Annotated in this window: 21 protein-coding genes; 11 read left to right on the top strand and 10 right to left on the bottom strand. The window is 44.4% G+C overall.

Going from position 1 to position 24,370, the window contains the following annotated elements:
- Nucleotides 1-140 precede the first annotated feature (140 nt).
- Together H6G48_RS18745 and H6G48_RS18740 are read left to right on the top strand one after the other, a co-directional pair.
- On the top strand, nucleotides 141-1,364 hold the full coding sequence (locus tag H6G48_RS18745) for an RNA-guided endonuclease InsQ/TnpB family protein (RefSeq protein WP_190722812.1): 1,224 nt from the start codon (nucleotides 141-143) through the stop codon (nucleotides 1,362-1,364).
- A gap of 156 nt (nucleotides 1,365-1,520) precedes the next feature.
- Nucleotides 1,521-3,107 carry a serine/threonine-protein kinase gene (locus tag H6G48_RS18740; protein WP_190722811.1) on the top strand — a complete coding sequence of 529 codons (1,587 nt, stop codon included), beginning with the start codon at nucleotides 1,521-1,523 and terminating at the stop codon, nucleotides 3,105-3,107.
- A gap of 117 nt (nucleotides 3,108-3,224) precedes the next feature.
- Here the strand turns inward: H6G48_RS18740 and H6G48_RS18735 are convergent, their stop codons facing one another.
- The gene (locus H6G48_RS18735) at nucleotides 3,225-4,265 is read right to left on the bottom strand and encodes a fatty acid desaturase (protein WP_190722810.1); all 1,041 of its coding nucleotides are present in this window, start codon (nucleotides 4,263-4,265) and stop codon (nucleotides 3,225-3,227) included.
- 516 nt (nucleotides 4,266-4,781) lie between these two features.
- Nucleotides 4,782-5,696 carry a Sll0314/Alr1548 family TPR repeat-containing protein gene (locus H6G48_RS18730; protein ID WP_104397989.1) on the bottom strand — a complete coding sequence of 305 codons (915 nt, stop codon included), beginning with the start codon at nucleotides 5,694-5,696 and terminating at the stop codon, nucleotides 4,782-4,784.
- Between the two features lie 85 nt (nucleotides 5,697-5,781).
- Here H6G48_RS18730 and H6G48_RS18725 point away from each other — a divergent pair, with 85 nt between their 5' ends.
- Nucleotides 5,782-6,429, top strand: coding sequence for an ABC transporter ATP-binding protein (locus H6G48_RS18725; RefSeq protein WP_190358273.1), 648 nt, complete (start codon nucleotides 5,782-5,784; stop codon nucleotides 6,427-6,429).
- A gap of 142 nt (nucleotides 6,430-6,571) precedes the next feature.
- Nucleotides 6,572-7,249, top strand: coding sequence for a 16S rRNA (guanine(527)-N(7))-methyltransferase RsmG (gene rsmG, locus H6G48_RS18720; protein WP_190722809.1), 678 nt, complete (start codon nucleotides 6,572-6,574; stop codon nucleotides 7,247-7,249).
- Between the two features lie 2 nt (nucleotides 7,250-7,251).
- Here rsmG and cax read toward each other — a convergent pair whose 3' ends face one another.
- The 3 genes from cax to H6G48_RS18705 form a co-directional block, all read right to left on the bottom strand.
- A complete protein-coding gene (gene cax, locus H6G48_RS18715; RefSeq protein WP_190722808.1) occupies nucleotides 7,252-8,340 on the bottom strand; it encodes a calcium/proton exchanger in 1,089 nt (362 codons plus the stop codon).
- Nucleotides 8,341-8,366: 26 nt separating this feature from the next.
- Nucleotides 8,367-8,990, bottom strand: coding sequence for a YdcF family protein (locus tag H6G48_RS18710; protein WP_190722807.1), 624 nt, complete (start codon nucleotides 8,988-8,990; stop codon nucleotides 8,367-8,369).
- 157 nt (nucleotides 8,991-9,147) lie between these two features.
- Entirely contained in the window at nucleotides 9,148-10,632 is a 1,485-nt protein-coding gene (locus H6G48_RS18705; protein ID WP_081106746.1) for a site-2 protease family protein, read from the bottom strand.
- A 104-nt stretch (nucleotides 10,633-10,736) separates the two neighbouring features.
- Here H6G48_RS18705 and H6G48_RS18700 point away from each other — a divergent pair, with 104 nt between their 5' ends.
- Both H6G48_RS18700 and thiL read left to right on the top strand, forming a co-directional pair.
- The gene (locus H6G48_RS18700) at nucleotides 10,737-11,408 is read left to right on the top strand and encodes an MBL fold metallo-hydrolase (protein WP_190722806.1); all 672 of its coding nucleotides are present in this window, start codon (nucleotides 10,737-10,739) and stop codon (nucleotides 11,406-11,408) included.
- Between the two features lie 259 nt (nucleotides 11,409-11,667).
- Nucleotides 11,668-12,636, top strand: a complete 969-nt coding sequence (thiL, locus tag H6G48_RS18695; RefSeq protein WP_190722805.1) for a thiamine-phosphate kinase — start codon at nucleotides 11,668-11,670, stop codon at nucleotides 12,634-12,636.
- A 3-nt stretch (nucleotides 12,637-12,639) separates the two neighbouring features.
- Here the strand turns inward: thiL and ffh are convergent, their stop codons facing one another.
- A complete protein-coding gene (gene ffh, locus H6G48_RS18690; protein ID WP_002796145.1) occupies nucleotides 12,640-14,076 on the bottom strand; it encodes a signal recognition particle protein in 1,437 nt (478 codons plus the stop codon).
- A 170-nt stretch (nucleotides 14,077-14,246) separates the two neighbouring features.
- Nucleotides 14,247-14,663, bottom strand: a complete 417-nt coding sequence (locus H6G48_RS18685) for a hypothetical protein (protein ID WP_061430868.1) — start codon at nucleotides 14,661-14,663, stop codon at nucleotides 14,247-14,249.
- An 84-nt stretch (nucleotides 14,664-14,747) separates the two neighbouring features.
- On the opposite strand from H6G48_RS18685, the gene hslO reads away from it, so the two are divergent.
- From hslO to H6G48_RS18660, 5 genes are all read left to right on the top strand, one after another.
- Nucleotides 14,748-15,662: an Hsp33 family molecular chaperone HslO gene (hslO, locus tag H6G48_RS18680; RefSeq protein WP_147069221.1), complete on the top strand. Its 915-nt coding sequence runs from the start codon at nucleotides 14,748-14,750 to the stop codon at nucleotides 15,660-15,662.
- Nucleotides 15,663-15,725: 63 nt separating this feature from the next.
- Nucleotides 15,726-17,681 carry a chromosome segregation ATPase gene (locus H6G48_RS18675; protein ID WP_190722804.1) on the top strand — a complete coding sequence of 652 codons (1,956 nt, stop codon included), beginning with the start codon at nucleotides 15,726-15,728 and terminating at the stop codon, nucleotides 17,679-17,681.
- 629 nt (nucleotides 17,682-18,310) lie between these two features.
- Complete coding sequence (locus tag H6G48_RS18670; RefSeq protein ID WP_239698001.1) at nucleotides 18,311-19,522, top strand: pentapeptide repeat-containing protein; 1,212 nt, start codon at nucleotides 18,311-18,313, stop codon at nucleotides 19,520-19,522.
- A 110-nt stretch (nucleotides 19,523-19,632) separates the two neighbouring features.
- Nucleotides 19,633-21,276 carry a Ppx/GppA phosphatase family protein gene (locus tag H6G48_RS18665; protein WP_190722803.1) on the top strand — a complete coding sequence of 548 codons (1,644 nt, stop codon included), beginning with the start codon at nucleotides 19,633-19,635 and terminating at the stop codon, nucleotides 21,274-21,276.
- 364 nt (nucleotides 21,277-21,640) lie between these two features.
- Nucleotides 21,641-23,290, top strand: coding sequence for an alpha/beta hydrolase (locus tag H6G48_RS18660; protein WP_190722802.1), 1,650 nt, complete (start codon nucleotides 21,641-21,643; stop codon nucleotides 23,288-23,290).
- A 96-nt stretch (nucleotides 23,291-23,386) separates the two neighbouring features.
- Here the strand turns inward: H6G48_RS18660 and H6G48_RS18655 are convergent, their stop codons facing one another.
- The 3 genes from H6G48_RS18655 to H6G48_RS18645 all read right to left on the bottom strand — a co-directional run.
- Nucleotides 23,387-23,677 carry a DUF3082 domain-containing protein gene (locus H6G48_RS18655; RefSeq protein WP_002786666.1) on the bottom strand — a complete coding sequence of 97 codons (291 nt, stop codon included), beginning with the start codon at nucleotides 23,675-23,677 and terminating at the stop codon, nucleotides 23,387-23,389.
- Between the two features lie 65 nt (nucleotides 23,678-23,742).
- Nucleotides 23,743-23,910, bottom strand: coding sequence for a hypothetical protein (locus tag H6G48_RS18650; protein ID WP_242034695.1), 168 nt, complete (start codon nucleotides 23,908-23,910; stop codon nucleotides 23,743-23,745).
- Nucleotides 23,911-23,945: 35 nt separating this feature from the next.
- The coding region (locus tag H6G48_RS18645; protein WP_190722801.1) for an RNA-guided endonuclease TnpB family protein at nucleotides 23,946-24,370 on the bottom strand (425 nt) is incomplete at its 5' end.

The raw sequence follows: 24,370 nt of genomic DNA, 5'->3' as shown, positions 1-24,370 counted from the left end.
AAGCTAACATTAGTTGACCGAAAATTTGGGTACAAGCCCCGCCATGCCCGCGCAGGGTCGGGCAGCTCCACCTTAAATATATATTGTCAACTTAAGGAATTTTGTGCTAGGATATTGATACTCGGTCGAGCAGTGTCAAGATGTTTGTACTAGAATACAAAGTTAAGCCAAAACCTAATCAGATAGAAGCCATTAACGAAGCAATACGGACAACCCAATTTGTTCGGAATAAAGTTCTGCGTTATTGGATGGATAATCGGGGTGTTGGCAAAACAGAGTTATTTCGGTACAACACAGCATTAAGGAAAGAGTTGAAATTTGTTGATGATTTAAACTCCCATGCTTGCCAGACTGCCGTAGAAAGAACCTTGCGGGCAATTACTCGGTTTTACGATAATTGCCAAAATAAAGTTAAAGGAAAGAAAAACTACCCTAAGTTTAAAAAACATTCCCGTTCCGTTGAGTATAAAGTATCTGGATGGAAGCTATCAAAAGATAAACGCCATATTACCTTTACAGATAAAAAAGGTATTGGTACTCTTAAGTTGATTGGTTCTAGAGATATTAATTACTATCAACCAGACCAGATTAAACGGGTAAGAATCCTTAATCGTGCCGATGGTTATTATGTGCAGTTCTGCATTAAATTAGACCCCAGAGACACCGTTAAGCCTTTAACACCTTCCCAGAAAGCCACTGGGATTGATGTGGGATTAAAGTTTTTCTTAGTAGATAGCGAAGGCCATCAAATTGATTGTCCGAACTACTATCGAAAAGCTGAAAAACAACTAAACCGATTAACTAAAAAAAAGTCAAAGAAATACCGTAAGGGTAAAAAACAATCTCGTAATTATCACAAAGCTAGAAAGCGATATGCTCGGAAACATTTAAGAGTAAGTAGGCAACGAGAAGAGTTTGTCAAAAGTGTGGCACTCCGTTTAGTTAAGTCTAACGACTTAATCGCCTATGAAAACTTGAATATCAAAGGCATGGTCAAAAATCGTCATTTAGCGAAGTCGATAACCGATGCAGGATGGTCTGTTTTTAGGCAATGGCTAGAGTATTTTGGGGACAAATGCGGCAAGTTAACTATAGCTGTCTCACCTCATAATACATCTCAAGATTGTTCTAATTGTGGACAAAAAGTCCAAAAGTCGCTATCTACTCGAACCCATGTTTGTCCTCATTGTGGATACACAGATTGTCGAGATAGAAACGCCGCTTTAAACATCTTGCAAAAGGGATTAAGTAGCGTGGGGCGCACGCAAACTTTAAACGCTTCGGGAGAGATTCCCTCTTGGTTGGTTGGAGAAATCCTGCTTGCTAACGGAGACTCAATGAACGAAGAATCCCCGTCTCTTTAGAGCGGGGAGCGTCAAACAAAAAAGGCGTTACAGGCGCTTTGATTGTCTGAGGCCTCTGGTTTTAGACTTTGGGAGATACCCCCCTTGAGGAGAATCTCTTAAAGTGCATTGTTAAGGTGTGTTAGTAAAAAAGTATCGGTCAATTGGTGATTCTAGATGACCTACTGCCTTAATCCCAACTGTACTCAACCAAAAAACGCCCCGACAGCGTTAATCTGCGAGAGTTGCGGTTCAAAACTTCTTCTGCACGACCGCTATCAAACCCTAGGCATTTTGGGGAAAGGAGGGTTTGGGGCAACTTTTGTTTCATCAGATCTGTCCCTACCAGATAAGCCCCTCTGTGTGGTCAAACAACTGCAACCTCCCTCTAAAGATGCTAATGTTTTTCGCATGGCGAGGGAACTTTTTGCTCGAGAAGCGGAAACCTTGGCAAAACTGGGAGTTCATCCGCAGATTCCCCGATTATTGGACTATTTTGAAGATAATCAACAGTTTTATCTAGTTCAAGAATACGTTAAAGGTCATAACCTGCACCAAGAGGTTAAAAAACGCGGACCGTTTAGCGAAGCGGGAGTCGAACAGTTTTTAAGTGAACTCTTGCCGATTTTGCAATATGTCCACGAGCAAAAGGTAATTCATCGGGATATCAAACCCGCTAACCTAATTCGTCGGCAAACAGACCGAAAATTGGTTCTGATTGACTTCGGGGCCGTCAAAAATCCAGTTAATAGCGTCATGGCCAATGCCGATTCTCAAACGGCTTTCACTAATTTTGCCGTGGGTACCCAAGGTTTTGCCCCCCCCGAACAGATGGCCATGCGTCCCGTTTACGCTAGTGATATCTACGCGGTGGGAGCTACCTGTCTCTATCTACTCACGGGCAAATCTCCTAAAGCGATCGAAGTTGATATTAATACAGGTGAATTACTCTGGGAAAAATTAGTCAAGGTGAGTCCCCAGTTTGCTCAAGTCCTGAAAACAATGCTGGAAGTCTCTGTCCGTCATCGCTACAAATCCGCCCAAGAGGTAATGGATGCTTTAGAGATGACGGCTTATGCCGATAGTCTAGCCCAAAGTTTAATCGCCGCTCCAATGGTTACTTCCCAGCCCCCCCGACAAGATTCAGGTTCGATAGCCACTTCCTCCGTTTCTGTCCCTCTCAAGTCTAAATTTCGTCCCCAAAATAAAAATCCAGAGGCCTCTCCAGATAATATGCTGGGGGGACAGATGGCTTTTTCGCTGTTTGATACAAATGTATTGAATAAAAGTAAAGCCCGCAGCAGCACAGAGCTAACCTTACTGAAGAAAAAACCCCGCTTAGATGAAAAAGCGATTCTCGATGCTTACAATGACGGCCGGCGCAATTTCGCCCAAGAGGAATTACCAAATCTCAATCTGGCCAAAGCCAAACTTTTGGGCGTCAATTTTTGTCAATCCAAATTAACAGGAGCTAATTTACAAGGGGCAGATCTGTCCAATGGGGATCTGGGCCGGGCTAATCTCAGTCAAGCTATTCTCAAAAGCACCAATTTAAATAATGCCTATCTCGGTTATGCAGACCTAGAAAAGGCCGATTTACGCGGGGCTAATCTCACCGGCGCCCATCTTCGCTACGCTAATCTCAAAGATGCTAATCTTTGCGGGGCTAATCTCTCTGATGCCCAAGTAACTCGAGAACAAATCGCCCTAGCAAAAACCAATTGGTTAACAGTTATGCCCAATGGTAAACGCGGTTCCTGGTAATCTTTTTTCAGTGGGTAAGTTATCAGTAATCAGTGAAAAGACAGTAGGAAACTTCGATTTAATACTGTCACTTAAAACTCAAATCTGATAACTGATAACTGATCACTGATAACTGATTTAACCGCCGCTTTCCTTAAAGGTTTTGTAGGCGGTTTCGGAGTCGAAAATATGGCAATAATCAACAATTCGCTGCATTAATGCCCAAGAAAACTCGGTTTCTTTCAGGTGACTGCCCCAATTTTCTTTGAGACTAGCGTGAACTTTGCGGAGGTTATAGGAAGGAATCGCCGTCGAGATATGATGGGGGATATGGACATTAATATCGTGACAGAGAATTTCTACCCAACGGGGATAGCTACAGTGAACTGTCCCTTCTAGTTGCGCTAAAGCTTGATTCCACTCTTCGGGATGGAAAAATTGAATATCGGGGTCTGTGTGATGGACAAGGGTAAAGGTACTCATCCAAAAATGATAGACAAACCAAGGTACCACCCAAAATTTAACCAATCCCCAGACACCAGTGTAGAAAATGAGGGTTGGGAACAAAATAGCTCCAAAAACTAGAACGACAATCATCGAAAAGCGCGCTTTTTCCCGTTCGTTCTCCTTGAATTGTTCGATGTTGAAGTGTAGAATAGCCCAGTGGGCGATCGAACCAAGCCACCAGAAACGTCCGCGAATGCCGCGATAAAAGAGACGCACTAAGGGATTGGCCGAGTTAAAAGCTTCTAATTCCCACGGATCCCAAGCATTATCTATAGTTACCATGTTAGTTTTAGTATGATGGCGATCGTGCAGGAAACGCCAGCAGTGGAAGGGATAGATAAGCGGTAAGAGGAAAATATGACCGACAAGATCATTAACCCAGCGTCGATTGGAAAAAGACCGATGACCGCAATCATGGGCGATCACAAAAAATCCCGTTAAAGCTGTACCAGTGAAAATCCAAGCTAAAGGCAGTAAATACCAGGGAGAATAAACTAGCATTGCATAACCCGCAATGACCGCCAAAATATTCGTAATCACTCCAAACCAAGCTTTAACTGGGTCTTTCTGGAAATATTCTTTGGGAATGGTTTTAATAATATCTTTCAGTTTAAAGTCTGGCTCGATCGAGGTGATCAACTCCCCATGCAATTTATCCGTCGTTGCCGTCATGAAATCTCCAATTACACTTAGGTGAACCCTTGACAAGAAATCAGCTAGGAGGTTTGGCTAAATTCTGCTCCTTACCACAAGCCAATTTTTTTGTCAATATATTTTTAACTTTAATTAATAAACTTCTGCGAAGCTTAATAATCCTTTACTTTATATACCATAAGAGGAGATTTTCTGTTTTGGCCAAATTTGACGGCGGGTGCATCTCATTTTTGTAAATCTACCAATTGGGATTTTTACGGGGAAACTCTCGGCTAAAATCGGGCATTACTTCCGATTTTATCACTCAATCCCAGCTTTTGGGGGGTAGAACCCCCCAAACCCCGGAGCGCATTAGCTTTTCGGTGGGATGCTTACACGCAGCTGCTGATACATTTGTCATCATCTAAGAGTCACTGATAATTGCTGATTGTCGGTATTCCTGCAAATCTGCGATGCACCCTTGACGGCTGCCTTTTGCCTTCAAAAACTGATAACTGATAAAAAAAACAAATATTGACTATTTTTAGGCTTTTTTCAACGATTAGCGGTGTTTTCTAGGGATTTAATCTCCTCCTGTACCTTACGGTGTTCGCGATTTAACTGTTTTTTGACCGATTCGGGGAGTTGTTCCTGTTTTTTCAGGGCATTATTAAAGTAATCTAATGCCAGTTTCAAAGAGCCGGTATTTTTATCCGTATTGCCTTGAATTCTTAGGATTTGACCTTTCAGATACATTAATTCCGGATTATCGGGGGTCGCTTTCAGAGCGTTATCGATAAACTGCAAAGCCTGATCATACTGCTTTAAATCCCGGTAAGCTAGAGCTATGCCTCGATCAACCAAGTAATCAGGACTACCATAGGTTTCTAGCCGTTGAATTGCCTCTTGAGGACTAGAAAAGGGCAGATTAACCGCTAAAATCAAATCCATATAACCCTTTAACAGGTTCAATTCCGGATCCGTAGGATTAACCTTTTCTGCGGTTTCCAAATACTGAAACACCTGTTGTAATCTGGGGATAGCCGATACTGCTCCTTCGGTTTGAAAAACGTAGGTTCCCTCTAAAAAACTCCCCACCGCTAGATACAAATTTCCCCTTAAAGGGTCACTGTCCTGCATTTGTTTGGCCGCTGCCTTAGTTTTCTCGGAGTAGGTTTTTAGGGTGTTCCAATCCTGGTCGGTAAAAGCAAGAGAGGCGCGCATAGCATGGGACAAAGGTTCTTGGGGTTCCTTTTCTGTGGCCTCAACAATTAATTTTTTTGCCTCTAGATAGTTACCTTGTTTAAAAATAGCGTTAAAAGCGGCCTCGGTCTTATCACCAATCGGTCGGGGATTGGTTTTGCGGAAAGGATCTCCAGCTAACCCGGGACCAATCCAGTTAACCATTACCATAACAGCCAGGGAAGCACCGATCGCCATTTTTTTCGTTAAACCTAACCGCAGCACCATGGTTAAAAGTCTCCTTGAGCGAATGAAAAAATCTGTCACAATAGAAACGGGTTTCTAGACTTAATTTCCAGTTATTTTCCTGTCAATGCTTTATCTCAAAGATGTGGTTTATCATCCTCCCGCTGCCCTCAATCCCATTTTACAGGGGATTAATCTCGAATTAGCCCCCCAAGAATTAGGTCTGATTGTCGGCCCCAGTGGTTCCGGAAAAACGACTCTTTTGGAAATTCTAGCAGGCTTTGCCGATAAAACAGCAGGGACAATTCACTGGCGCGACCAAGAATTAACGGTGCTGCACCTGCAACAATTAGGAGGAATCGTTTTTCAGTTTCCTGAACGTCATTTTTGCGGTAAAACCATCCTTGAGGAGTTGCGTCTCGGTCATCCGGAGATTAAAAGCGATCGCCTAACGGCGGCCTTAAAGGAGGTAGGATTAGAAAATACTCCTCTGGATACTTCTCCCCACAATCTGAGTGGAGGTCAACAGCGTCGTTTATCCCTCGCTGTCCAGTTAATCCGGCAGCCTAATCTGTTACTTCTCGATGAACCTACGGCCGGTTTAGATTGGTCGATGCGTCGTCAATTGGCTAAACTTCTCGCTAGTCTCAAACAACACTGGACTTTATTAGTAGTTAGTCACGATGCTGGGGAATTATTGCCTATTGCTGACCGTCACTGGAAAATTGAACAAGGACATTTGAGGGAAGTAAAAAGTGAAAAAACAGATAGTTGAGGTTTTAGGGTTTTGGGGTATTAGTTGAAATTTCCCCACTCCCCCAATAGCTGATAACTGATAACTGATAACTGATGACTGATGACTGATAACTGATAACTGATAACTGATAACTGATAACTGATAACTGATAACTGAATTAATGATCCTTCCTGAATTATTTGACCTTTGGCAAGAAACCCTAGAATGGCAACCCGATGGGGCCCAACAAGCGCGATTTCAACAACTTTATGACTTGATTTTAGAGGGTAATCAACGTTTTAATCTCACCCGAATTACCCAACCGGAGGAGTTTTGGGAAAAACATCTTTGGGATTCTTTATCGGGTTTAGCTTGGTTACAAAAATCCCAGCCAGATCTATTGACAAAATCTCTATCAGTCATCGATTTGGGGACCGGGGCCGGATTTCCGGGGCTGCCAATTGCGATCGCCTATCCCCATTGGTCGGTGACTCTCTTGGATTCCACCCAAAAAAAGATTAATTTTCTTGAAGAAGTTATTGACAAATTAGAGTTAAATAACACGAAAACTCGTTTAGGTCGGGCGGAAATCGTCGGGAAAAACCTTAAACATAACTGTGCTTACGATATCGTCTGTTTGCGAGCGGTAGGTAATGTGGATATCTGTGTTAACTATGCTTTGCCTTTCGTGAAAAAGACCGGAATCGCTATTCTCTATCGTGGTCAGTGGTCGTCGGAGGATAGTTCGAGTTTAGAGAAGAATTTAGGGAAAGCTGGCGGTAAAATCCTCGAAATTGCCAGTTTTACCACTCCCTTAAGCCAAAGCGTCCGTCATTGTCTATATATCTGCAAGGGATAACTCTAAGCGGTGAGAGGATGAAAAAAGAAAGCCAAGGCCAGGATAGTATATGTAGCTAAGAGTAACATTCCTTCCAACCAATTCGATCGCCCATCACTACTAATCGAATTAGCCAACCACACCGCTACAGCCACTGCCACTAACTCAAAGGGATTAAAATTTAGATCCATGGGCTGACCGATAATATAACCCATGATAACCAAAACCGGAGCCACAAACAGGGCGATCTGCATACTGGAACCGACGGCCACAGATACCGATAGATCCATTTTATTCTTAAGGGCGACGGTGACAGCCGTAGCGTGTTCGGCCGCATTACCGATAATAGGCAAAAGAATTACCCCGGTAAACAGCGCCGTTAAACCTAGCTGTTCCGTAGCCTCCTCTAGGGATGCCACCAATAACTCCGATTCTACGGCCACGGCGATGGTAACGATCAATAAAATCAAAGACCAAAACCAGATTTTCGGTTTTGCGGGGTTTTCTCCAGCGCTTTCCTCCTCGATACCGGCAACCCCGACATCGTAGAGATAGGTGTGGGTTTTCATGGAAAATAAGAGACTTAAACCATAGACGAAAATTAACACCGCTGCCACGGCCACGGATAGACGTTGCAGGACTGCTTCCCCGACTCCCGTGGAGGTAAATTGCACGGCAGTGGGTAAAAGGAGCGCCACCACCGCTAAATTCATGGCCGAGGCATTTAAACGGGCAGTTATTGGTTGAAATTCCTGTTCTTTGAAGCGTAAACCGCCTAAAAACATCGATAATCCCATAACTAAGAGTAAATTACCGATAATTGAGCCAGTAATCGTCGCTTTTACCACATCAATGAAACCTTCCCGCAAAGCGACATAGGCGAGAATTAATTCTGTGGCATTGCCAAAGGTGGCATTCATCAAACCGCCAATATTTGGCCCAACCACCACCGCAATCGCTTCCGTGGCTTCCCCCATATAGGCCGCTAGGGGGATAATGGCTAGACAAGCGGTGATAAAAACAACTGTTCCGCCCCAGTGTAACAGCGAACCGGCGATCGATATAGGCACAAAAATCAATAGGATGGCGAAAATGGTGTTTTTGCTTAACATAAAGTGAGTATTTTGTCAAGATAATTTTATTTTGATCGGAGATGGGAACTAGAAGCGGATTCTAGCCAAAATTCCCCGGTGGAACCGCTTATTACCCATAATATTGCCCTAAAACCGTCTCTGAGGGACTTTTCTAGGGGTTCGGGGGGTGATTGGGAGGGAACAGTCACCGGTTTAATCACAATTCCGCGACTACCAAAAACAATTTCTCCCACTAATCGCGCCCTTCTCATGTGATTATCGGAAGTGACTAGATAGACACTATCAATACCTTCGGCTTTCAGTTGATCGGCTAGGCTAGTAAAGTTAGTGACAGTATCTCGCGCATTGTAATCGAGATGGAGACGTTCTAGGGGAATTCCCGCTTTTTTAAAAATCTTTTTCACATATCGTCGCGGACTACCGGAAGACACCCAAATCGGTAGATCGGGATATTCCTTAGCCAATTTTGCCGCAAAACGTTCTCGAGCGGCATGACCTCCCAAAACAAAAATCGCTTCCGGTTTTAGCCACTGCTGACGTAAATCGTGGTATAACCAGCCTAAACTCGCCAAAATTAGCGGAATAGCCAGCAATTTTAACCTAGATTTGCCTAACTTCGCTTTCAGAGAAACTCGCTTTTTTCTGCGAGAATTAGCCTTGAGAACCATATATCAGTGAGCGGTGATCAGTTGTCAGCCTTCAGCTTTGTGGATTAAAGTGATCGAGGGTGAGGGTCATCGAACTCACATTGACGTAGGAGATAGGGATTTTATCCCCTAACTGACCGATAATTTTCCCGGAACTCAGGTTGATTGATGCGGTCGCTTACATCCCCCACCAACGGGCCACCGCTTCGGGAAGGGGTAGCAAAATACTTAATAACAAAGCCAGGGAAAATAAACCTAATAAATCTCGTTTATTATCCAATTCGGTGACATCATTTAAAGCAGGTTGATCGCTGACTGGCATTAATAAGAGAATAATCGCCCAGAGTAAAAAATCTGGTTGCACTAGGGCTAAAATAAACATGAATAATCGAGTTAATTGACCGATAATTATGGCGGTTTTCTGCCCATACATGGCGTGAACAATATGACCACCATCCAATTGACCCACGGGCATTAAATTTAGGGCTGTAACGATAATTCCTACATAACCAGCTACCGCTAAAGGATGTAAATGGATCGCTTTTCCGGCGATTAAATTACTGCCGAGGGCTAGTTTAGCTAGGATAGACAAGAGAAAAGAAAACTGCGGATTTAAGGCCTGAAAATTTAATAAACTGCTTTGATTAGTTAGGGGAACTATTTCCGAGAGGGACAACCCCCAAAACAGTAGAGGAATAGCGATAATTATACCCCCCAAAGGACCGGCCACCGCCACATCAAATAAAGCTTTACGCGTGGGAACCGGGGAGCGCATTTGAATAAAAGCCCCGAAGGTGCCGAGGAAGAAAGGAAAGGGGATAAAATAGGGCAAAGTGGTTTTAATTTTATATTTAACTGCTGTCAAATAATGACTGAATTCGTGCAGTCCTAAAATAGCAATTAAGCCTAAACTGTAGGGTAAACCTTGCAATAATAAACTAGAATTATTTTCTAATTGTTGGGTGGTAATGCCACTTAATCCCGCACCGACCACTGTGGTAGTTAAGATAGTTAATAACAATAAACCCAGGGCAAGAAAGGGGCGAGTAACTTTTTCAGTTTCTATAGTTTCTGTTTTTTGCTGCCAGGGATTAGCCACAAGAGCGAAAAAAGGTTGTCCCTGAAAACTTTCTTGGAAAAGCAATAAAAAGCGATCCCCAAAAACCTTTTCCACATTGTTTTTAATCACTTGATAAGCTTCTTCGGGAACCGCTCGCAATTTGCCCCGACAGAGAATTGCCTGGGGACGATAATCGATATTTTGCAGATAATAAATCCCCCAAGGAAAACAATCTCGTAGGGATTTTTCCTCTTCAGCAGTGATCGGTTTTAAATCACTTTTAGGTGCAGGATTATCAATATTTTCTAGGACTAAATTCGCTGTTTCCGCTGGTGATGGGGGGCTTTCTTGGGGAGTAACCCGACCCATTTGTACTAGCCACCAATACAAAAAAGGGCAGATCACAAAAGGACCGATCAGCAAAAATGCCGGCATGGGGGTATCCTCTCCATAGATTAACGTCCAGCCGGTCCAAATAAGAGCCGGAGTCATCAGGACTAACCAAATTAACCATATTGGTGTTGTCGTGATTTTGGCCACGCTACGCTTGACGATAAAATAGGTGAAACCGCCCAGAATCCCTAATAACAACCACATTTCCATATCGGCTCTTTTCTCTTGAGTAAAAGGCGGCTAATTTCAGCCAGCCCGGTCATCGATCGTGCTAAATTGTAAACCGCATTGATTGTGATTTGGATAGGCAAACCATGCGATCGGAAACCGAATCGTCTCCTTTAGAGGTTAGCAAAACCACAAAACCCCCTCGATTAATTCTAGAAGGTTTATACGCTTTCTCGCCTAATCGGGAAACCCTAGGGGGAACCTCTTATCTTATTGTAGAAAATACTGGTAATATTCTGGTGGATTGTCCTAGCTGTGAGGAGAGCGAGCGGGATTTTCTCCTCGAAAAAGGGGTCCGTTACCTATTTTTTACCCATCGCGGGGGTCAGGGGAAACAGAGCGATTCTCTGCAAAGTTTACTTGATTGTGAGATTATTCTACAGGAACAGGAAGCTTATCTGCTTCCTCACCGTCAAATTACCGTTTTTCAGCAGCAAATCCAGTTATCTCCCACTTGTAGCGGTTTTTGGACTCCTGGCCATTCTCCCGGCTCCTCCTGTCTCTACTGGCAGCGTCACGGGGGGGTTTTATTTACCGGTCGTCATCTTCTCCCCGACACCAAGGGTCAACCGCGACCCCTACAGACCGCGAAAACTTTCCACTGGCCGCGGCAATTGCGATCGCAACAGGCTATTTTAGACCGTTTTAGTCCGGAAACCCTCTCCTATCTTTGTCCGGGGGCTAATACCGGCTTTTTGCGCGGTCGGGGAATTATCGATCGCGCCTACGAAAAAATCAGCGCCAATCCTCTTAACTAGGGTATGCTGAATAAATCTAAAAACCTTGTTGGGTAAGACTTTTAGACTTTTTGTCAATCAAAAAGTACCAGGTATGGGAGTGATCAGGGGGAAAATTCAGGTACTTTTTCCCTGAAAATTAGGTAATTGGCCACCTCAAAACCGGTAAAACCCCACACCCCACACCCCACACCCCACACCCTGCCCCCACCGAAAAACTTTTTCAGCAAACCCTAACTAAAGACTTTTTAGAAGCTGCATTGTTCAATTCCCAGAAATTATGAATTTAACCGTTAAAGATTTGGGTGAACAGGGATTGCTACCGATTCTGCAAAAATATTGTCCTGCCGAGATTATCGGTGATGATGGGGCGATTTTATGCCTCAAGGAGGGTTATTCTCTCGTCGTCACCACTGATGTTTTAGTTAATAACGTCCACTTTAGCGATCTTACTACCTCTCCGGAAGATGTGGGCTGGCGAGCGGCGGCGGCTAATTTATCCGATTTAGCGGCTATGGGGGCAGAACCCCTGGGAATTACGGTAGGATTGGCTTTAACTCCCGATCTAGCCATCGATTGGCTAGAAGGACTCTATCGGGGTCTTAGCTCTTGTCTGCAAGTATATCAGACGGCGATCGTTGGTGGCGATGTCTGTCGGGCCACGGAGATTAACATCAGCATCACCGCCCTGGGACAAGTGGCAAAAAATGAAGAAATTAGACGTTTTAACGCAAAAGTTGGCGATAGTATCGTTATTACTGGTTATCACGGTTTATCGCGGGCTGGATTAGAGTTACTCTTTCACCCTGAAACCGGGAGGAATTTAAATTCCGCCCAAAAAAAGCGATTAATCCAAGCTCATCAACGGCCGCGACCGAGACTTGATTGCATACCACATTTACAAAAAATTGTCAAGCAATTTCCCATCGCGGGCATGGATAGCAGTGACGGGTTAGCAGATGCCATCATGCAAATTTGTCGCTGTAGTGGGGTTGGTGCTGAAATCGAGAGGATTCCCCTGCATCCAACCCTGAAAGAATATGTAGGAGCCGAAAAAGCTCTAGAATGGGCTTTATACGGCGGTGAAGACTTTGAGTTAGTTTTGTGTTTGCCTCCGGACAGTGCCAGAGAATTGTTGGAGAAAGTGGGGGAAGAGGGGGCGATAATCGGTCAAATTGTCCCCGGGAGAGAGATAAAATTAGCCGATGGTAGAAACCTCAGTTTAAGCTCTGGATTTCAACATTTTTAGCCTCTATAAATCGCCAAAACCTTTCTTTTTCTTGATTTTCTTTGGTTTTTTCGGGCTGCCACCTTGACCGCGGAACCCCGGTTGATTGCCACCCCCAAACATTCCGCCACCCATCCCGGGCATCCCAGGCATAGCGGGCATTTGTCCCCGTCCCATCTGTTGCATCATCGATCGCATTCTGGTGAAATTAGTAATTAGTTTGGTAACTTCCGTTTCTGGATGTCCCGAACCTTTGGCAATGCGACGACGACGATTAGGAGACTTAGCCAATAAATCGGGGTTAGCGCGTTCCTCCGTGGTCATGGAATTAATCATCGCTTCCGTGCGTTTTAACTCTTTTTCGCCCTTTTCGATGTCTGTCCCGCTCAGTTTGCCTAGACCGGGGATTAACTTTAAGACTCCCCCCAGGGAACCCATATTTTTTAACAGCCGCATCTGTTTGAGGAAGTCATTAAAATCAAACTTAGCCTCTAAAATCTTGGCCTGCATTTTGGCCGCGTCTTCTAGGTCTAACTGTTCCTGAGCTTTTTCCACTAGGGTCAGGACATCACCCATATTGAGGATGCGACTGGCAAGGCGATCGGGATAAAATGGCTCTAAAGCTTCTACTTTTTCGCCAACCCCAACAAATTTAATCGGTTGTCCCGATATTTGCCGCACTGATAAGGCCGCACCACCGCGAGTATCGCCATCAAGTTTGGTGAGAATTGCCCCCGTGATGCCAATTTGTTGGTGAAAAGTGTTGGTGAGATTGGCCGCTTCCTGACCGGTCATCGCATCCACCACTAATAAAGTGTCGTCGGGCTTGACAATTTTCTTGATTTGTGCTAGTTCGCCCATCATCTGGGTATCTATCTGCAAACGACCGGCGGTGTCGATGATAACCGTATCTACGCCCAATTCTTTGGCTTTTTCCACACCTTGACGGGCGATATCGACGGGATTAGCCTGAGAACCCATCTCGAAGACGGGAACATTTATCTGTTTACCGAGGGTGATTAATTGGTCAATGGCCGCCGGACGGTAAACATCGGTGGCCACCATCAGGCAGCTTTTGGACTGTTTGCGGAGATATAGGGCTAATTTGGCGGTGGCGGTGGTTTTTCCCGTCCCTTGCAACCCGGCCATTAAAATTACGGTGGGGGGTTTATCGGCCTGGGCTAGGGGAACGTTACTTTCCCCCATAATTTTAACTAATTCATCATAGACAATTTTGATAAATTGCTGACCGGGATTGACTCCGGAAATCACTTCAGCGCCGAGGGCTTGTTTCTCGACCTCAGCAATAAATCCCTTGACCACCTGTAGGTTAACATCTGCTTCTAATAAAGCCCGCCGGACTTCTTTGAGGGTTTCTTGTATATTGGCCGAGGAGATTTTATCTTGACCTCGTAATTTTTTCCATGCGTCTTCTAAGCGGTCGGCCAGTGCGTCGAACATAGTTTCGGAATTAAATTTTTAACTAGATCGATTTTATCTCAAATGTCGGGTGAAGACCCCCGTTCTTATCCTGTCATTGGTCTCGGACTGGCATAGTGCAGCCACTCTCCCGGTGTAGGAGAGTGAGCAGCGGGGAGAGACAATCCATAATTGGGTTTTTAAAGTGCGATTTACCTACTAGCCACTCCTAAATCCTTCACTTCTAACTTTTGATTGCTCAAAAATAGTCGTAATTTCAACAAACTGAGAGTTTGACCGAGATTGAGGGGAAGGAGAGAAATGCCTTCTAACCGCGATTGTAACCAACCATCGCCCCAATACCATTCGTGATAGCCATCGATACCTTGACTCAAAAGCAAGCGTAAACACTGGTCATTGGCCAATAAAACCTGATGTTGTATGGGAATTAAACCTAACCAAGAGGTAAAAGTCAAGCCTTCCTCTAATTTATCGGGTAGATTGGGCGAGAGCATTTGCGGCCACAGCCATTGACGGAGATGAGCAGTTTTGAGCAAACTATCCCGGATAGCCTGTTCACTGGCCGAGATTTCGATACGCAGCTGACTTTGTTGAAAATTGCCGAACATATTGTTGTCTGATAATTTTTGTTAAGTTAGTTAAAGAATAACTAAAAATCGGGACAGCGTTTTCCAAGGATAACAGTAAGTAGTATGGCAGATAAATTAATCCGCGCCACGGCCGCCGATGGCGGAATTAGAGTAGTAGGAGTGATTACCACTCGTTTAACGGAAGAAGCCCGCCAAAGACATAAATTATCTAACGTAGCCACTGCCGCTCTCGGTCGCACGATGGCATCGGCTTTACTCTTGGCTTCCAGTTTAAAAAAACCCGGTTCTAGGGTCAATATTCGCATTAAAGGCGATGGTCCCCTAGGCGGTGTTTTAGTTGATGCGGGACTCGATGGCACGGTGCGGGGTTATGTGGACTATCCCCAGGTGGAATTACTCCCCAATGCTCAGGGTAAATTAGATGTGGGTCGCGCCGTGGGTGACAAGGGTTATGTGCGAGTCTTACGGGAAGAAAAAGGCGAGGGGAGAAATGAACTTCAAGAAAGCATCGTCGAGATAGTTTCTGGGGAAGTGGGGGAAGATATCGCCTACTACCTGGACCAATCGGAACAAATTCCCTCCGCTTTGCAAGTGGGGGTTTTTGTCGGTACGACCACAGGAGTGACGGCAGCCGGGGGAATTTTATTACAAGTTCTCTCTAAAGAAGCGTCCCGGGATGAGGTCTTGGTGGCTCGTTTAGAGTCGAGATTGCGAAAATTAACGGGATTTACGCCTCTTTTACGGGCAGGAAAAGGACTAGAAGATATTTTTCAGGAACTTCTCGGAGATATGGGTCTAGAAATTTTTCCGGCTGTGCAGATGCTGCGTTTTGATTGTGATTGTTCTTTTGAACGGGCCTTAGGAGCTTTAAAATTCCTCGGGGTCGATGAATTAAAAGACATCATCGAAAAGGATAAACAAGCGGAAGCCATCTGTGAGTTTTGTCGGGAAGTGTACAATGCCAACGAGACGCAATTAATCGAATTAGTCGAGTCTCTACAAGCTGAATCTTGCTGAGAAGTTGGGCAATGAGCGCCATTAAGGTAAAATCTATCTAAAATATCCGTCAGGGAGTCGTGAATGTTTAAAGGAAAAGAATTAACCAAAAATCTAGTCAAACGAGAATCGATTGACTCCCTGACTCGTTGGCCAGAGAAAACTAAATCTTTTCTTTTTCTCTTTTGGTACCGATACCAGCATCGTTTCACTTGGAAAGTTTGGGCGGCTTTATTTGTCGTCGTCTTTGGCGGTGTTGGCTTTCTCGCCACTTGGCAGTTATTAAATATGCAGAAGTCGCCCAATTGCCCAAAAATCTTCTGGCCTATTGCTTCTGCCTCCCTGCGTCTCTACTGCGCTCAACTTTCCGCCGATAGTCGCACCGTGGAGGGTTTACTCGCAGCAATTGCCCTAGTGGAAGCTTTACCCGATGACCATCCCTTGCGATCGCAAGTTAATCAACAGGTGGAAGAATGGGCGCGAGATATCCTGAATTTGGCTGAAAAAGACTATCAAGCGGGAAATTTACAGCAAGCGATCACTAAAGCTCGTCAAATCCCCAATAATATGGCAGTAGCGGCAATTATTGAAGAAAGAATCGCTAAGTGGCAAGGAACTTGGACGGAAGGCAACGATATCTTAAGCAAACTAGAGGAAAATCTCCGCGCTTCCAACTGGAATCAATCTTTCCGTCTAGCGGTGGATTTATTGAACTTAAATAACGAATACTGGGCAACGGTTAAATATAATGAAGCGCTCGCTAAAATTACCGTCGCCCGGGAAGATAGCAGTAAATTAGATAATGCCTTTAATCTCTTCGCCCGGGGCGGTCTCGACAATTGGTTCAAAGTCATCGAAGAAGCTAGAAAAATTCAAGCCAGCAGTTATGCCTATCAGGAGGCAGAAAAATTAATCGGGAAAACCGAGGATAAACTGCAAGAATACGCCGAAAGATTAATTGAGCGGAAGCAATGGCAAGCTCTCCGGGATTTGGCTAACCAAACCCCCAAAGACCTCAAAATTAAAGAAGATGTCACCGATTGGTCCCTCTTGTCCGCAGCGGCCTTAGATGCGGAAGTCGGCACGGTGGAGGGATTGGAAGCTGGCATACTGGGACTAGAACAAATCGACGCTTCTCGACCTCTCCATCAAACGGCCCTAGCTATGAGGGAGCGCTGGCAGTTACAGGTACAGGATCTAAGAATACTGTCCGAGGCTAGAGATTTAGCACAAGCAGGTACGATCGAGCAGTATAGCGCCGCTATCGCGAAAGCGGGCGAGGTTCCCCGTAATAATCCCCTCTGGTCGCAAGCACAGCAGGAAATTGGCTCTTGGAATCGTCAAATACAAGTCATAGAAGACCGGCCGATTTTAGAACGCGCGCGGGAAATCGCTATCCCCGGCGATATTAATTCCCTCAGTAACGCTATTATTCAGGCCCGGGCCATCGGCAAGAATCGGGCCTTATACCGAGATGCTCAACGGGAAATTGGCGGCTGGCAAGTGCGGATTGAACGCATGGAGGATCAACCCATTTTAGATCAGGCTCAAGCTTTGGCCAATCTCAAAGACTATAGCACAGCGATCGAAACTGCCAATCAAATTCCCCCCGGTCGCACTCTTTCCTCGGAAGCTTCCCAAAATATCCGTCGTTGGCGCCGAGAGTTGCGGGCCCGTCAAAATCTCCAACAGGCTAATCAATTAGCGGCGATGGGAACCGCAGAAGGTTTAACCCGGGCGATTGCTTTAGTTACCAATATTTCCACTAAAACCGATGCGGGTGTGCAACGGACTGAATTGCTGGAACGTTGGAGTTATCAGCTTTTGTCTTTAGCCACGGACCTAGCTAATAATGGTCGTTATCTGGAAGCTATTCGCCTTGCTGAATCCGTATCCCGGGAAAGTACCGCTTACAGTTCGGCTCGCTCCCAAATGCAAGGCTGGCGCAATATTCTCCAACCTCCGGCCCCACCGCCAATAGTTGAATCGACTCCCCTTTCCCCAGAGTCCCCGATAGAAACACCAAGTCCGGGTCAATAATCAGTTTTAGGGGCTGTTTTTGCCGTGGATTGCCCCTAAAAAAGTCCCTCATCCCCAGGGGTCTGTCCAGTTAAATCTGTATTATACTAAATCCTGTTTACAAGGGATAGGATGGCGGGGGAGCGGGGAGAAACAATCCATAACTTGGGAGTTCATCGCACTATTCAAAACCGATTTAGTATAAATTGCCAACAAATAACCAAAGCCAATTTTAAAAAGATAATAAGTAGGTAGGCGTTAAAAATTATCAGACACCCCCCTTATCAAGGCTGTCCATTAGTCACATCTTTCTTAACATTTCAAACCTTTGTAGCACAACGCTTTCAAGACTCGGTTAACAATTTGTAATATTCCTTGTTGACACCCTTACTGACAAAGAAAAAACTGAAATCAAGTCAGGATAAGAGTTGGAGTGCTTAATGAAAAAATTGTTAAGAAAGATCCCTATAAGGGATAGAAGGGTAGGGTTGATTCATGAATCAACCCTACTATGAATCGGCCCTAGGATTAAGGGGGGCAGGGAGGATCAAAGACAAAATCTATCTTCAATTTAATTATAACCACTTACTTACTTAGTTGTTATGAATTACATTAATCAATCAAGCCAAAAACAGAACTCTTTAATTTCTATGAGAGCAAGTGAGGTACTGGATTTATATGCCAAAGGGAAACGCAATTTTACGGGAGTAAAATTAAAAGGAAAGTGTTTTCAAGGAAAGAATTTATCGGGGGCGAATTTTAGTCAAGCCGATCTCCGTGGCACTAATTTTCAAGGGGCTATTTTAGAGGGAACTAAATTTACCGAGGCTAGGGCAGGATTACTAAAGCGCGGTCGGCTACAATTAATTTTAATTTCTTGGTTAATAGCGGCTGTCTGCGGATATATGTGGGGATTAGCTGGTTATTATCTAGCTTTAATGCTGGTGACAGATGTAACCAAATTTAAAATTATTGGTGCGGGTATAATCACGATTTTATCTCTAATTTACGGAATATTTTATCGTCAGCGAGTTGGGGGATTGCCCTTAGTTTTATCCTTGATTTCTGGTCAAGCAATAAGTTTTACCCTAGCAATTTGCATCAGCTTAACTTTAACTTTATTGACAGGAATTATATTAGTTTTTCAGGGAGCATTAGCTGGAATAGCTGTGATGAATGGAACTTTTTCTATAGCTTTGATTGTTGGGGTTTGTGGTACTTTATTCACCGCTTATCTGGCTTGGTTATCCCTAGAAGAATCGAGAGCAACGGTCACGAAATCCATGGCAATTGCTTTTTTAGCCAGTAAAGGTACAAATTTTTGCGGGGCAAATCTCCAAGAAGCCGATTTCACGGGAGCGCAGTTAAAAGCCACTGATTTAAGGGCAAAAGATTTAACTAGAACTCGATTTTATCTGGTATCGGGCATCGAGCGAGCGCGCTGGGAAAAGACAATTCTGGACGAAGTTGCGATGAGAAATCTTCTGGTTACTGGTCAAGGGGAAAATAAAGCTTATATTGGCCATAATTTTCGCGGACTGAATCTTTACGGGTTTAACTTCAAAAATGCCAACCTGACTAGGGCAAATTTCAGCGAGGCAAATTTAGCCTACGCTAATCTAGAAGGGGCAAATTTAGCCCATAGTAACGTGATGAGAGCCAATTTACAGGGAGCCACCCTGACGGGTGCTTGTATCGAAGCTTGGAAAATCGCCGAAAATACTAATTTAGAAGGGGTTGATTGTGATTATATCTATTTAGTCGAGTGCGATCAAGAGCGCCGTCCCAGGGAGGGAGAATTTGGGGAGGGGGAATTCCGGCAATTGGCCCTGGAGCAGCGAAAATTGTATATTGACGAATAAGATAACTGCTATACAAAGCTAAAATTGCGGCGCCGAGGCGGGCAATTAGAGGGATAATAAGACCAGCCTTAACACCTATCCCCCGACTGGTAACTGATCACTGATAAGCGATGGTGAATATTTCTAATCAAGTTATACCCAATCGGGGACTAGCGCCCCAGGCAAAAGCCTCCGATGTCCAAATCCTAGCGGCGATCGATATTGGTACGAATTCGGTTCACATGGTAGTAGTGGCAATTGAACCGTCTTTACCCGCTTTTACGATTATTGCCAGAGAAAAGGATACAGTCCGTCTGGGCGATCGAGATAGGAAAACCGGTAAATTAACCCTAGCGGCCATGGAAAGAGCGATCGCTGCTTTAAAACGCTGTCACGATCTGGCTATTAGTCTCCAGGCGGATCAGATTATTGCCGTTGCCACTAGCGCCACCCGGGAAGCGACCAACGGCGACGAATTTTTGGCTTTAATCGAGAAAGAAGTCGGTATTTCTGTAAATCTCATCTCCGGACAGGAGGAAGCGCGCCGGATTTATCTCGGTGTCGTCTCGGGAATGGATTTCCAAAATCAAGCCCATATTATTATCGATATCGGTGGTGGTTCCACAGAATTAATCTTAGCTGATAGTCAAGAAATTCGCTTTCTTAGTAGTACCAAAATCGGCGCGGTGCGTTTGACCCAAGATTTGATCACCACCGATCCCATTAGTACCACAGAATTGGCCTATTTAAGAGCATACACCCGCGGAATGTTAGAGCGGGCAGTAGAGGAAATTAAACATCATTTACAGCTGGGAGAAGTGCCGCGCTTAGTGGGAACTTCTGGGACGATAGAAACTTTGATGACTATCCATGCTTTGGAGAAATTGGGGTTAATTCCCAATCCTTTAAATGGCTATCAATTAACCCGCAAAGATGTCAAAGAATTGGTCAAACGTTTCGCCACTTTGGACTATCACCAAAGACTGGCAATTCTGGGGATGTCCGATAAACGGGCCGAGATAATTCTAGCCGGTTCGATCGTGCTTTTGGAAGCGATGACCATGTTAGATGTTGATAAGTTAGTTCTCTGTGAAAGGGCCTTGCGAGAAGGGGTAATCGTCGATTGGATGCTGACGCACGGTTTAATTGATAATCGGTTACTTTATCAGAGTGAAATCCGTCAGCGCAGTGTCTTGAAAATAGCGAAAAAGTATCAAGTTAATTTAGAATCTGCTGAGAGAATAGCGGCATTTTCCCTGTCTTTGTTCGAGCAAACCCAAGCACAATTACATTCTTGGAATCAGGAGGCTAAAGATTTATTATGGGCGGCGGCTATACTGCATAATAGTGGTTTATATGTTAGTCATGCTGCCCATCATAAACATTCCTATTATTTAATTCGTAATGGTGAACTGTTGGGCTATACGGAAATAGAGTTAGAAGTGATCGCTAATATCGCTCGTTATCATCGCAAAAGTAAGCCGAAGAAAAGGCACGATGATTTTATGAAATTAACTGAATACTATCAGTATATGGTCAGACATTTAAGTGCTATACTGCGCTTGGCTGTGGCTTTAGATCGGCGACAAATAGGAGCGATTAAAAAGATTGAATGTAAGTATGATCCTGAATATAGAACCCTACATCTGCATCTTTTTCCCAATAATGCTGAAGATGATTGTGCTTTAGAATTGTGGAGTTTAGACTATAAAAAACCTGTTTTTGAGGAAGAATTTGGGGTGAAAGTAGTGGCAACTTTGGCATTTTTACCCTGAAATCATGAGCAGTGAGCGGTTAGGTAGCTTGAAATCGGCAAGATGGAAATTTTCGAGACTTGTTGCCTATTATTCTAGGTCAAGATTATCGATCGAGGTAAATTGATAAGTAGGTAGGCACAATTATTTGTAGGATGGGTTAGCGGTAGCGTAACATAATCGGGCGTTGGGTTTCATGCTTCAACCCAACCTACGTTCATCTTATATTTAATTCCACCCACCCACTTATTCTAGGTCAAGATTATCGACCGTGGCAAATTGATAATTTTTGTTGATAGTCAAGCAAGAAAACGGTTAAAAACTGAAAGGTTACTGTTATAATCCAGAGGGAATAGGATCGCAGAAAGAAAAGGAGCCGAAAAACTTGTTGCAATTAGCTAAAATTGGTCGCTTGATCGCTCTTGGTTGCTTGGGAACGATACTGACTAGCTTTCCTGTCCTCTCGGCCGAGAGAATCACTTTTATCTTACCGCCCTTTAGTCGTACCCTAGAAATTAGTTCCCTAGAAAAGTTTGTCGAGACTGGCAGAATTGACGCTAATCTAAGACAATATTTAGGTAATACCACCCCCGAACAACAAAGAGAATTTCGCCAAGCTTTAACCACAAGTAAAGAAATTAATCCCGTCCTGATCTCGCGCTTTTTTAACACCAGAATGGGGGAAGATGTCCTCAACCTTTTAGGGGAACTGATCACCATTCAAGGGGGTATTAATGGTAAATTCGCTCTGCGTTCTGCCCTAATTAAATCAGCTTTTGAACCGGGAGGGGTAACTATTCTTAATCTGCTGCGTAATCTGCCCACTAATATGCAGATTGATGTGACAAGAGTGCAAAGATTAGCTAGGGCGATCGATATCGTCCTGAAAGCGACCACAGTATTCACGGAAAAGGTGGCGCAATTATCCTTAGAAGAAGCTAAAAAGGCTGGTGAAATTAATTTTACCGCCATGACCGACCCCCGACAACCGGGACCGCGACAAGTAGAACAAATGCGGCTGGATTTAACCGATAGCCGTCGTCAGAGGGAACTTTATCTAATCATTGTGAAACCCAAGGGGCAATTAACCCAGAAAACCCCCGTTATTGTCTTTTCCCACGGTTTAGCTTCTCGTCCCGAAGATTTTCTCCGACAAGCGGAACATTGGGCTAGTTACGGTTATCTCGTCGCCATACCCCAACACCCCGGCAGCGATACCCTACAGGTGCAGAATCTGCTCGCTGGTTTATCGGGGATGGTTTTTGATAGCAACGAATTTGTCAATCGTCCATTGGACATATCTTTTGTGATCGATGAATTGCAAAGACGCAACGCGGGGGAATTTCAGGGGCAATTAGATGTAGATAATGTGGGAGTTGGTGGACATTCCTTCGGCGGTTATACAGCCTTAGCCGTGGGTGGAGCGACGATCGATTTCGAGAATTTACAACGGGACTGCCAAAGAAGATTAGCTTTTCTCAATGTCTCCCTCTTGCTCCAGTGTCGTGCTTTGGATTTACCCCGAGAAGAATACAACTTTCGCGATCCGAGAATCAAAGCGATTTTTGCGGTTAATCCGTTTAATTGGAGTATTTTCGGGGCTAAAGGACTAGCTAAGATCGAAATTCCCAGTTTTGTAGCGGCAGGAACCTACGATCCCGCTACCCCCGCTATTTTTGAACAGGTGCGCTCTTTTCCCCTGCTCAACACCGAAAATAAATATTTAGCTCTGATTGAAGGTCAAGCTCACGTCGATTTTTCGGTACTAGATGCGGGAATTAACGAAGCGATCGAATCCGTAGCCGATCTTACCCTGCCCGCACCCTATGTGATCGATAGTTACGCCCATTCCCTATCTTTGGCCTTTTTTGAGGTGTATATTCGTAAAAACCCCGGCTATAAACCTTTTTTACAGGCGGCCTATTCCCAATATCTCAGTCAAGGCCAGGAGTTTAGATGTTTTCTGATTACCCGCGCCTCCTCGGCCGCTTTAGAACAACTCATCGAAGATTTTACCGCTCAAAATGTCCGTTAATCAGTTATCAGTTATCAGTTCACTGTTTACTGTTTACTGATCACTGAAAAGCTCCCCACTTTCCCACTTTCCCACTTCCAATTCATAATTCATAATTTATGTTTGTTGAGGGCGTTTAAGCAGTAATTGGATAGCCAAAAGAATTAAACCAATGGTGACAAAAGCAAAAATAAAGGTTCCTAGAGAAGCTAAACCAAAAACTAAAGTGCGGACAGCGCTGCCAATTCTCAAGGCGATCGGACTGTGAGCAACCATTGGTTTTGAGTAAAAAGAATGACCGATCGCTGCTGTGAGATAATAGAGAATTGTCCCCAATGCTGCCGAAATTGCCGCACCAACCAAACAGCGAGTAGGAGTAACTTTTTTGGTTTCTAATTCTGTGGTCATTCCTTTTTAGTCCTCAAATATTGCCCAGGTTAAATTTTAATTCTTTTCCCCAGCATTTTACCCGACTAGGACCAAGGATCGAGGACGGAAGGAAAAGAAGTATCGACTTGCGAGGAGGCGATCAGGTCTTGATTCTGGTCTAGTTGCCGTTTTAACTGTTCCCAATCGCCGGGGTCGGTTAACTCCTCATAAACAGGGGCAGCGGAAAAGATCGTTTCTTTGTCCGTTGACATCCTCACCGCCGTGAACGGACGGTGATTCCCAAACCTCACGATTTAGGTTTCTGCTTCTTTCCCTTGCGGGGTTCCGCACCTGCCTTAACAGATTTACTCTGTTCTGGTCTTATAGTCGCTCCACAGACTGACACCGCAAGCCCTGCGGCCAAAATATTTTTACTGGCGTTAATATCTCGGTCATGGTGCGTCCCACAGTCTGGACAATCCCACTCTCGAATATTTAACGGCATTTTTTCAGCAATATACCCGCAATTACTACATCTTTTAGAACTGGGAAACCATCTATCTATTTCGATGTAATTTCTGCCGTACCAACGGCATTTATAGGCTAATTGTCGAGTGACTTCTCCCCAGCTTACATCAGATATTGCCTGAGATAATTTCGGGTTTTTGACCATATTCTTGATGGCTAAATTCTCAACCACAATCGTTTGGTTTTCACGAACTAATTGAGTGG

Source organism: Microcystis flos-aquae FACHB-1344 (genome assembly GCF_014698375.1).
GTDB lineage: Bacteria > Cyanobacteriota > Cyanobacteriia > Cyanobacteriales > Microcystaceae > Microcystis > Microcystis aeruginosa.
This window is presented reverse-complemented; position numbering and strand designations above follow the sequence as displayed.

Coding starts and splice junctions, on each gene's coding strand:
- H6G48_RS18655 (WP_002786666.1), bottom strand. CDS start 23,677: ATGACCACAGAATTAGAAACCAAAAAAGTTACTCCTACTCGCTGTTTG.
- H6G48_RS18670 (WP_239698001.1), top strand. CDS start 18,311: ATGAGAGCAAGTGAGGTACTGGATTTATATGCCAAAGGGAAACGCAAT.
- H6G48_RS18650 (WP_242034695.1), bottom strand. CDS start 23,910: ATGTCAACGGACAAAGAAACGATCTTTTCCGCTGCCCCTGTTTATGAG.
- H6G48_RS18665 (WP_190722803.1), top strand. CDS start 19,633: ATGGTGAATATTTCTAATCAAGTTATACCCAATCGGGGACTAGCGCCC.
- H6G48_RS18705 (WP_081106746.1), bottom strand. CDS start 10,632: ATGGAAATGTGGTTGTTATTAGGGATTCTGGGCGGTTTCACCTATTTT.
- H6G48_RS18730 (WP_104397989.1), bottom strand. CDS start 5,696: ATGGTGCTGCGGTTAGGTTTAACGAAAAAAATGGCGATCGGTGCTTCC.
- thiL (WP_190722805.1), top strand. CDS start 11,668: ATGAATTTAACCGTTAAAGATTTGGGTGAACAGGGATTGCTACCGATT.
- H6G48_RS18675 (WP_190722804.1), top strand. CDS start 15,726: ATGTTTAAAGGAAAAGAATTAACCAAAAATCTAGTCAAACGAGAATCG.
- hslO (WP_147069221.1), top strand. CDS start 14,748: ATGGCAGATAAATTAATCCGCGCCACGGCCGCCGATGGCGGAATTAGA.
- ffh (WP_002796145.1), bottom strand. CDS start 14,076: ATGTTCGACGCACTGGCCGACCGCTTAGAAGACGCATGGAAAAAATTA.
- H6G48_RS18745 (WP_190722812.1), top strand. CDS start 141: ATGTTTGTACTAGAATACAAAGTTAAGCCAAAACCTAATCAGATAGAA.
- rsmG (WP_190722809.1), top strand. CDS start 6,572: ATGATCCTTCCTGAATTATTTGACCTTTGGCAAGAAACCCTAGAATGG.
- cax (WP_190722808.1), bottom strand. CDS start 8,340: ATGTTAAGCAAAAACACCATTTTCGCCATCCTATTGATTTTTGTGCCT.
- H6G48_RS18685 (WP_061430868.1), bottom strand. CDS start 14,663: ATGTTCGGCAATTTTCAACAAAGTCAGCTGCGTATCGAAATCTCGGCC.
- H6G48_RS18700 (WP_190722806.1), top strand. CDS start 10,737: ATGCGATCGGAAACCGAATCGTCTCCTTTAGAGGTTAGCAAAACCACA.
- H6G48_RS18725 (WP_190358273.1), top strand. CDS start 5,782: ATGCTTTATCTCAAAGATGTGGTTTATCATCCTCCCGCTGCCCTCAAT.
- H6G48_RS18710 (WP_190722807.1), bottom strand. CDS start 8,990: ATGGTTCTCAAGGCTAATTCTCGCAGAAAAAAGCGAGTTTCTCTGAAA.
- H6G48_RS18740 (WP_190722811.1), top strand. CDS start 1,521: ATGACCTACTGCCTTAATCCCAACTGTACTCAACCAAAAAACGCCCCG.
- H6G48_RS18735 (WP_190722810.1), bottom strand. CDS start 4,265: ATGACGGCAACGACGGATAAATTGCATGGGGAGTTGATCACCTCGATC.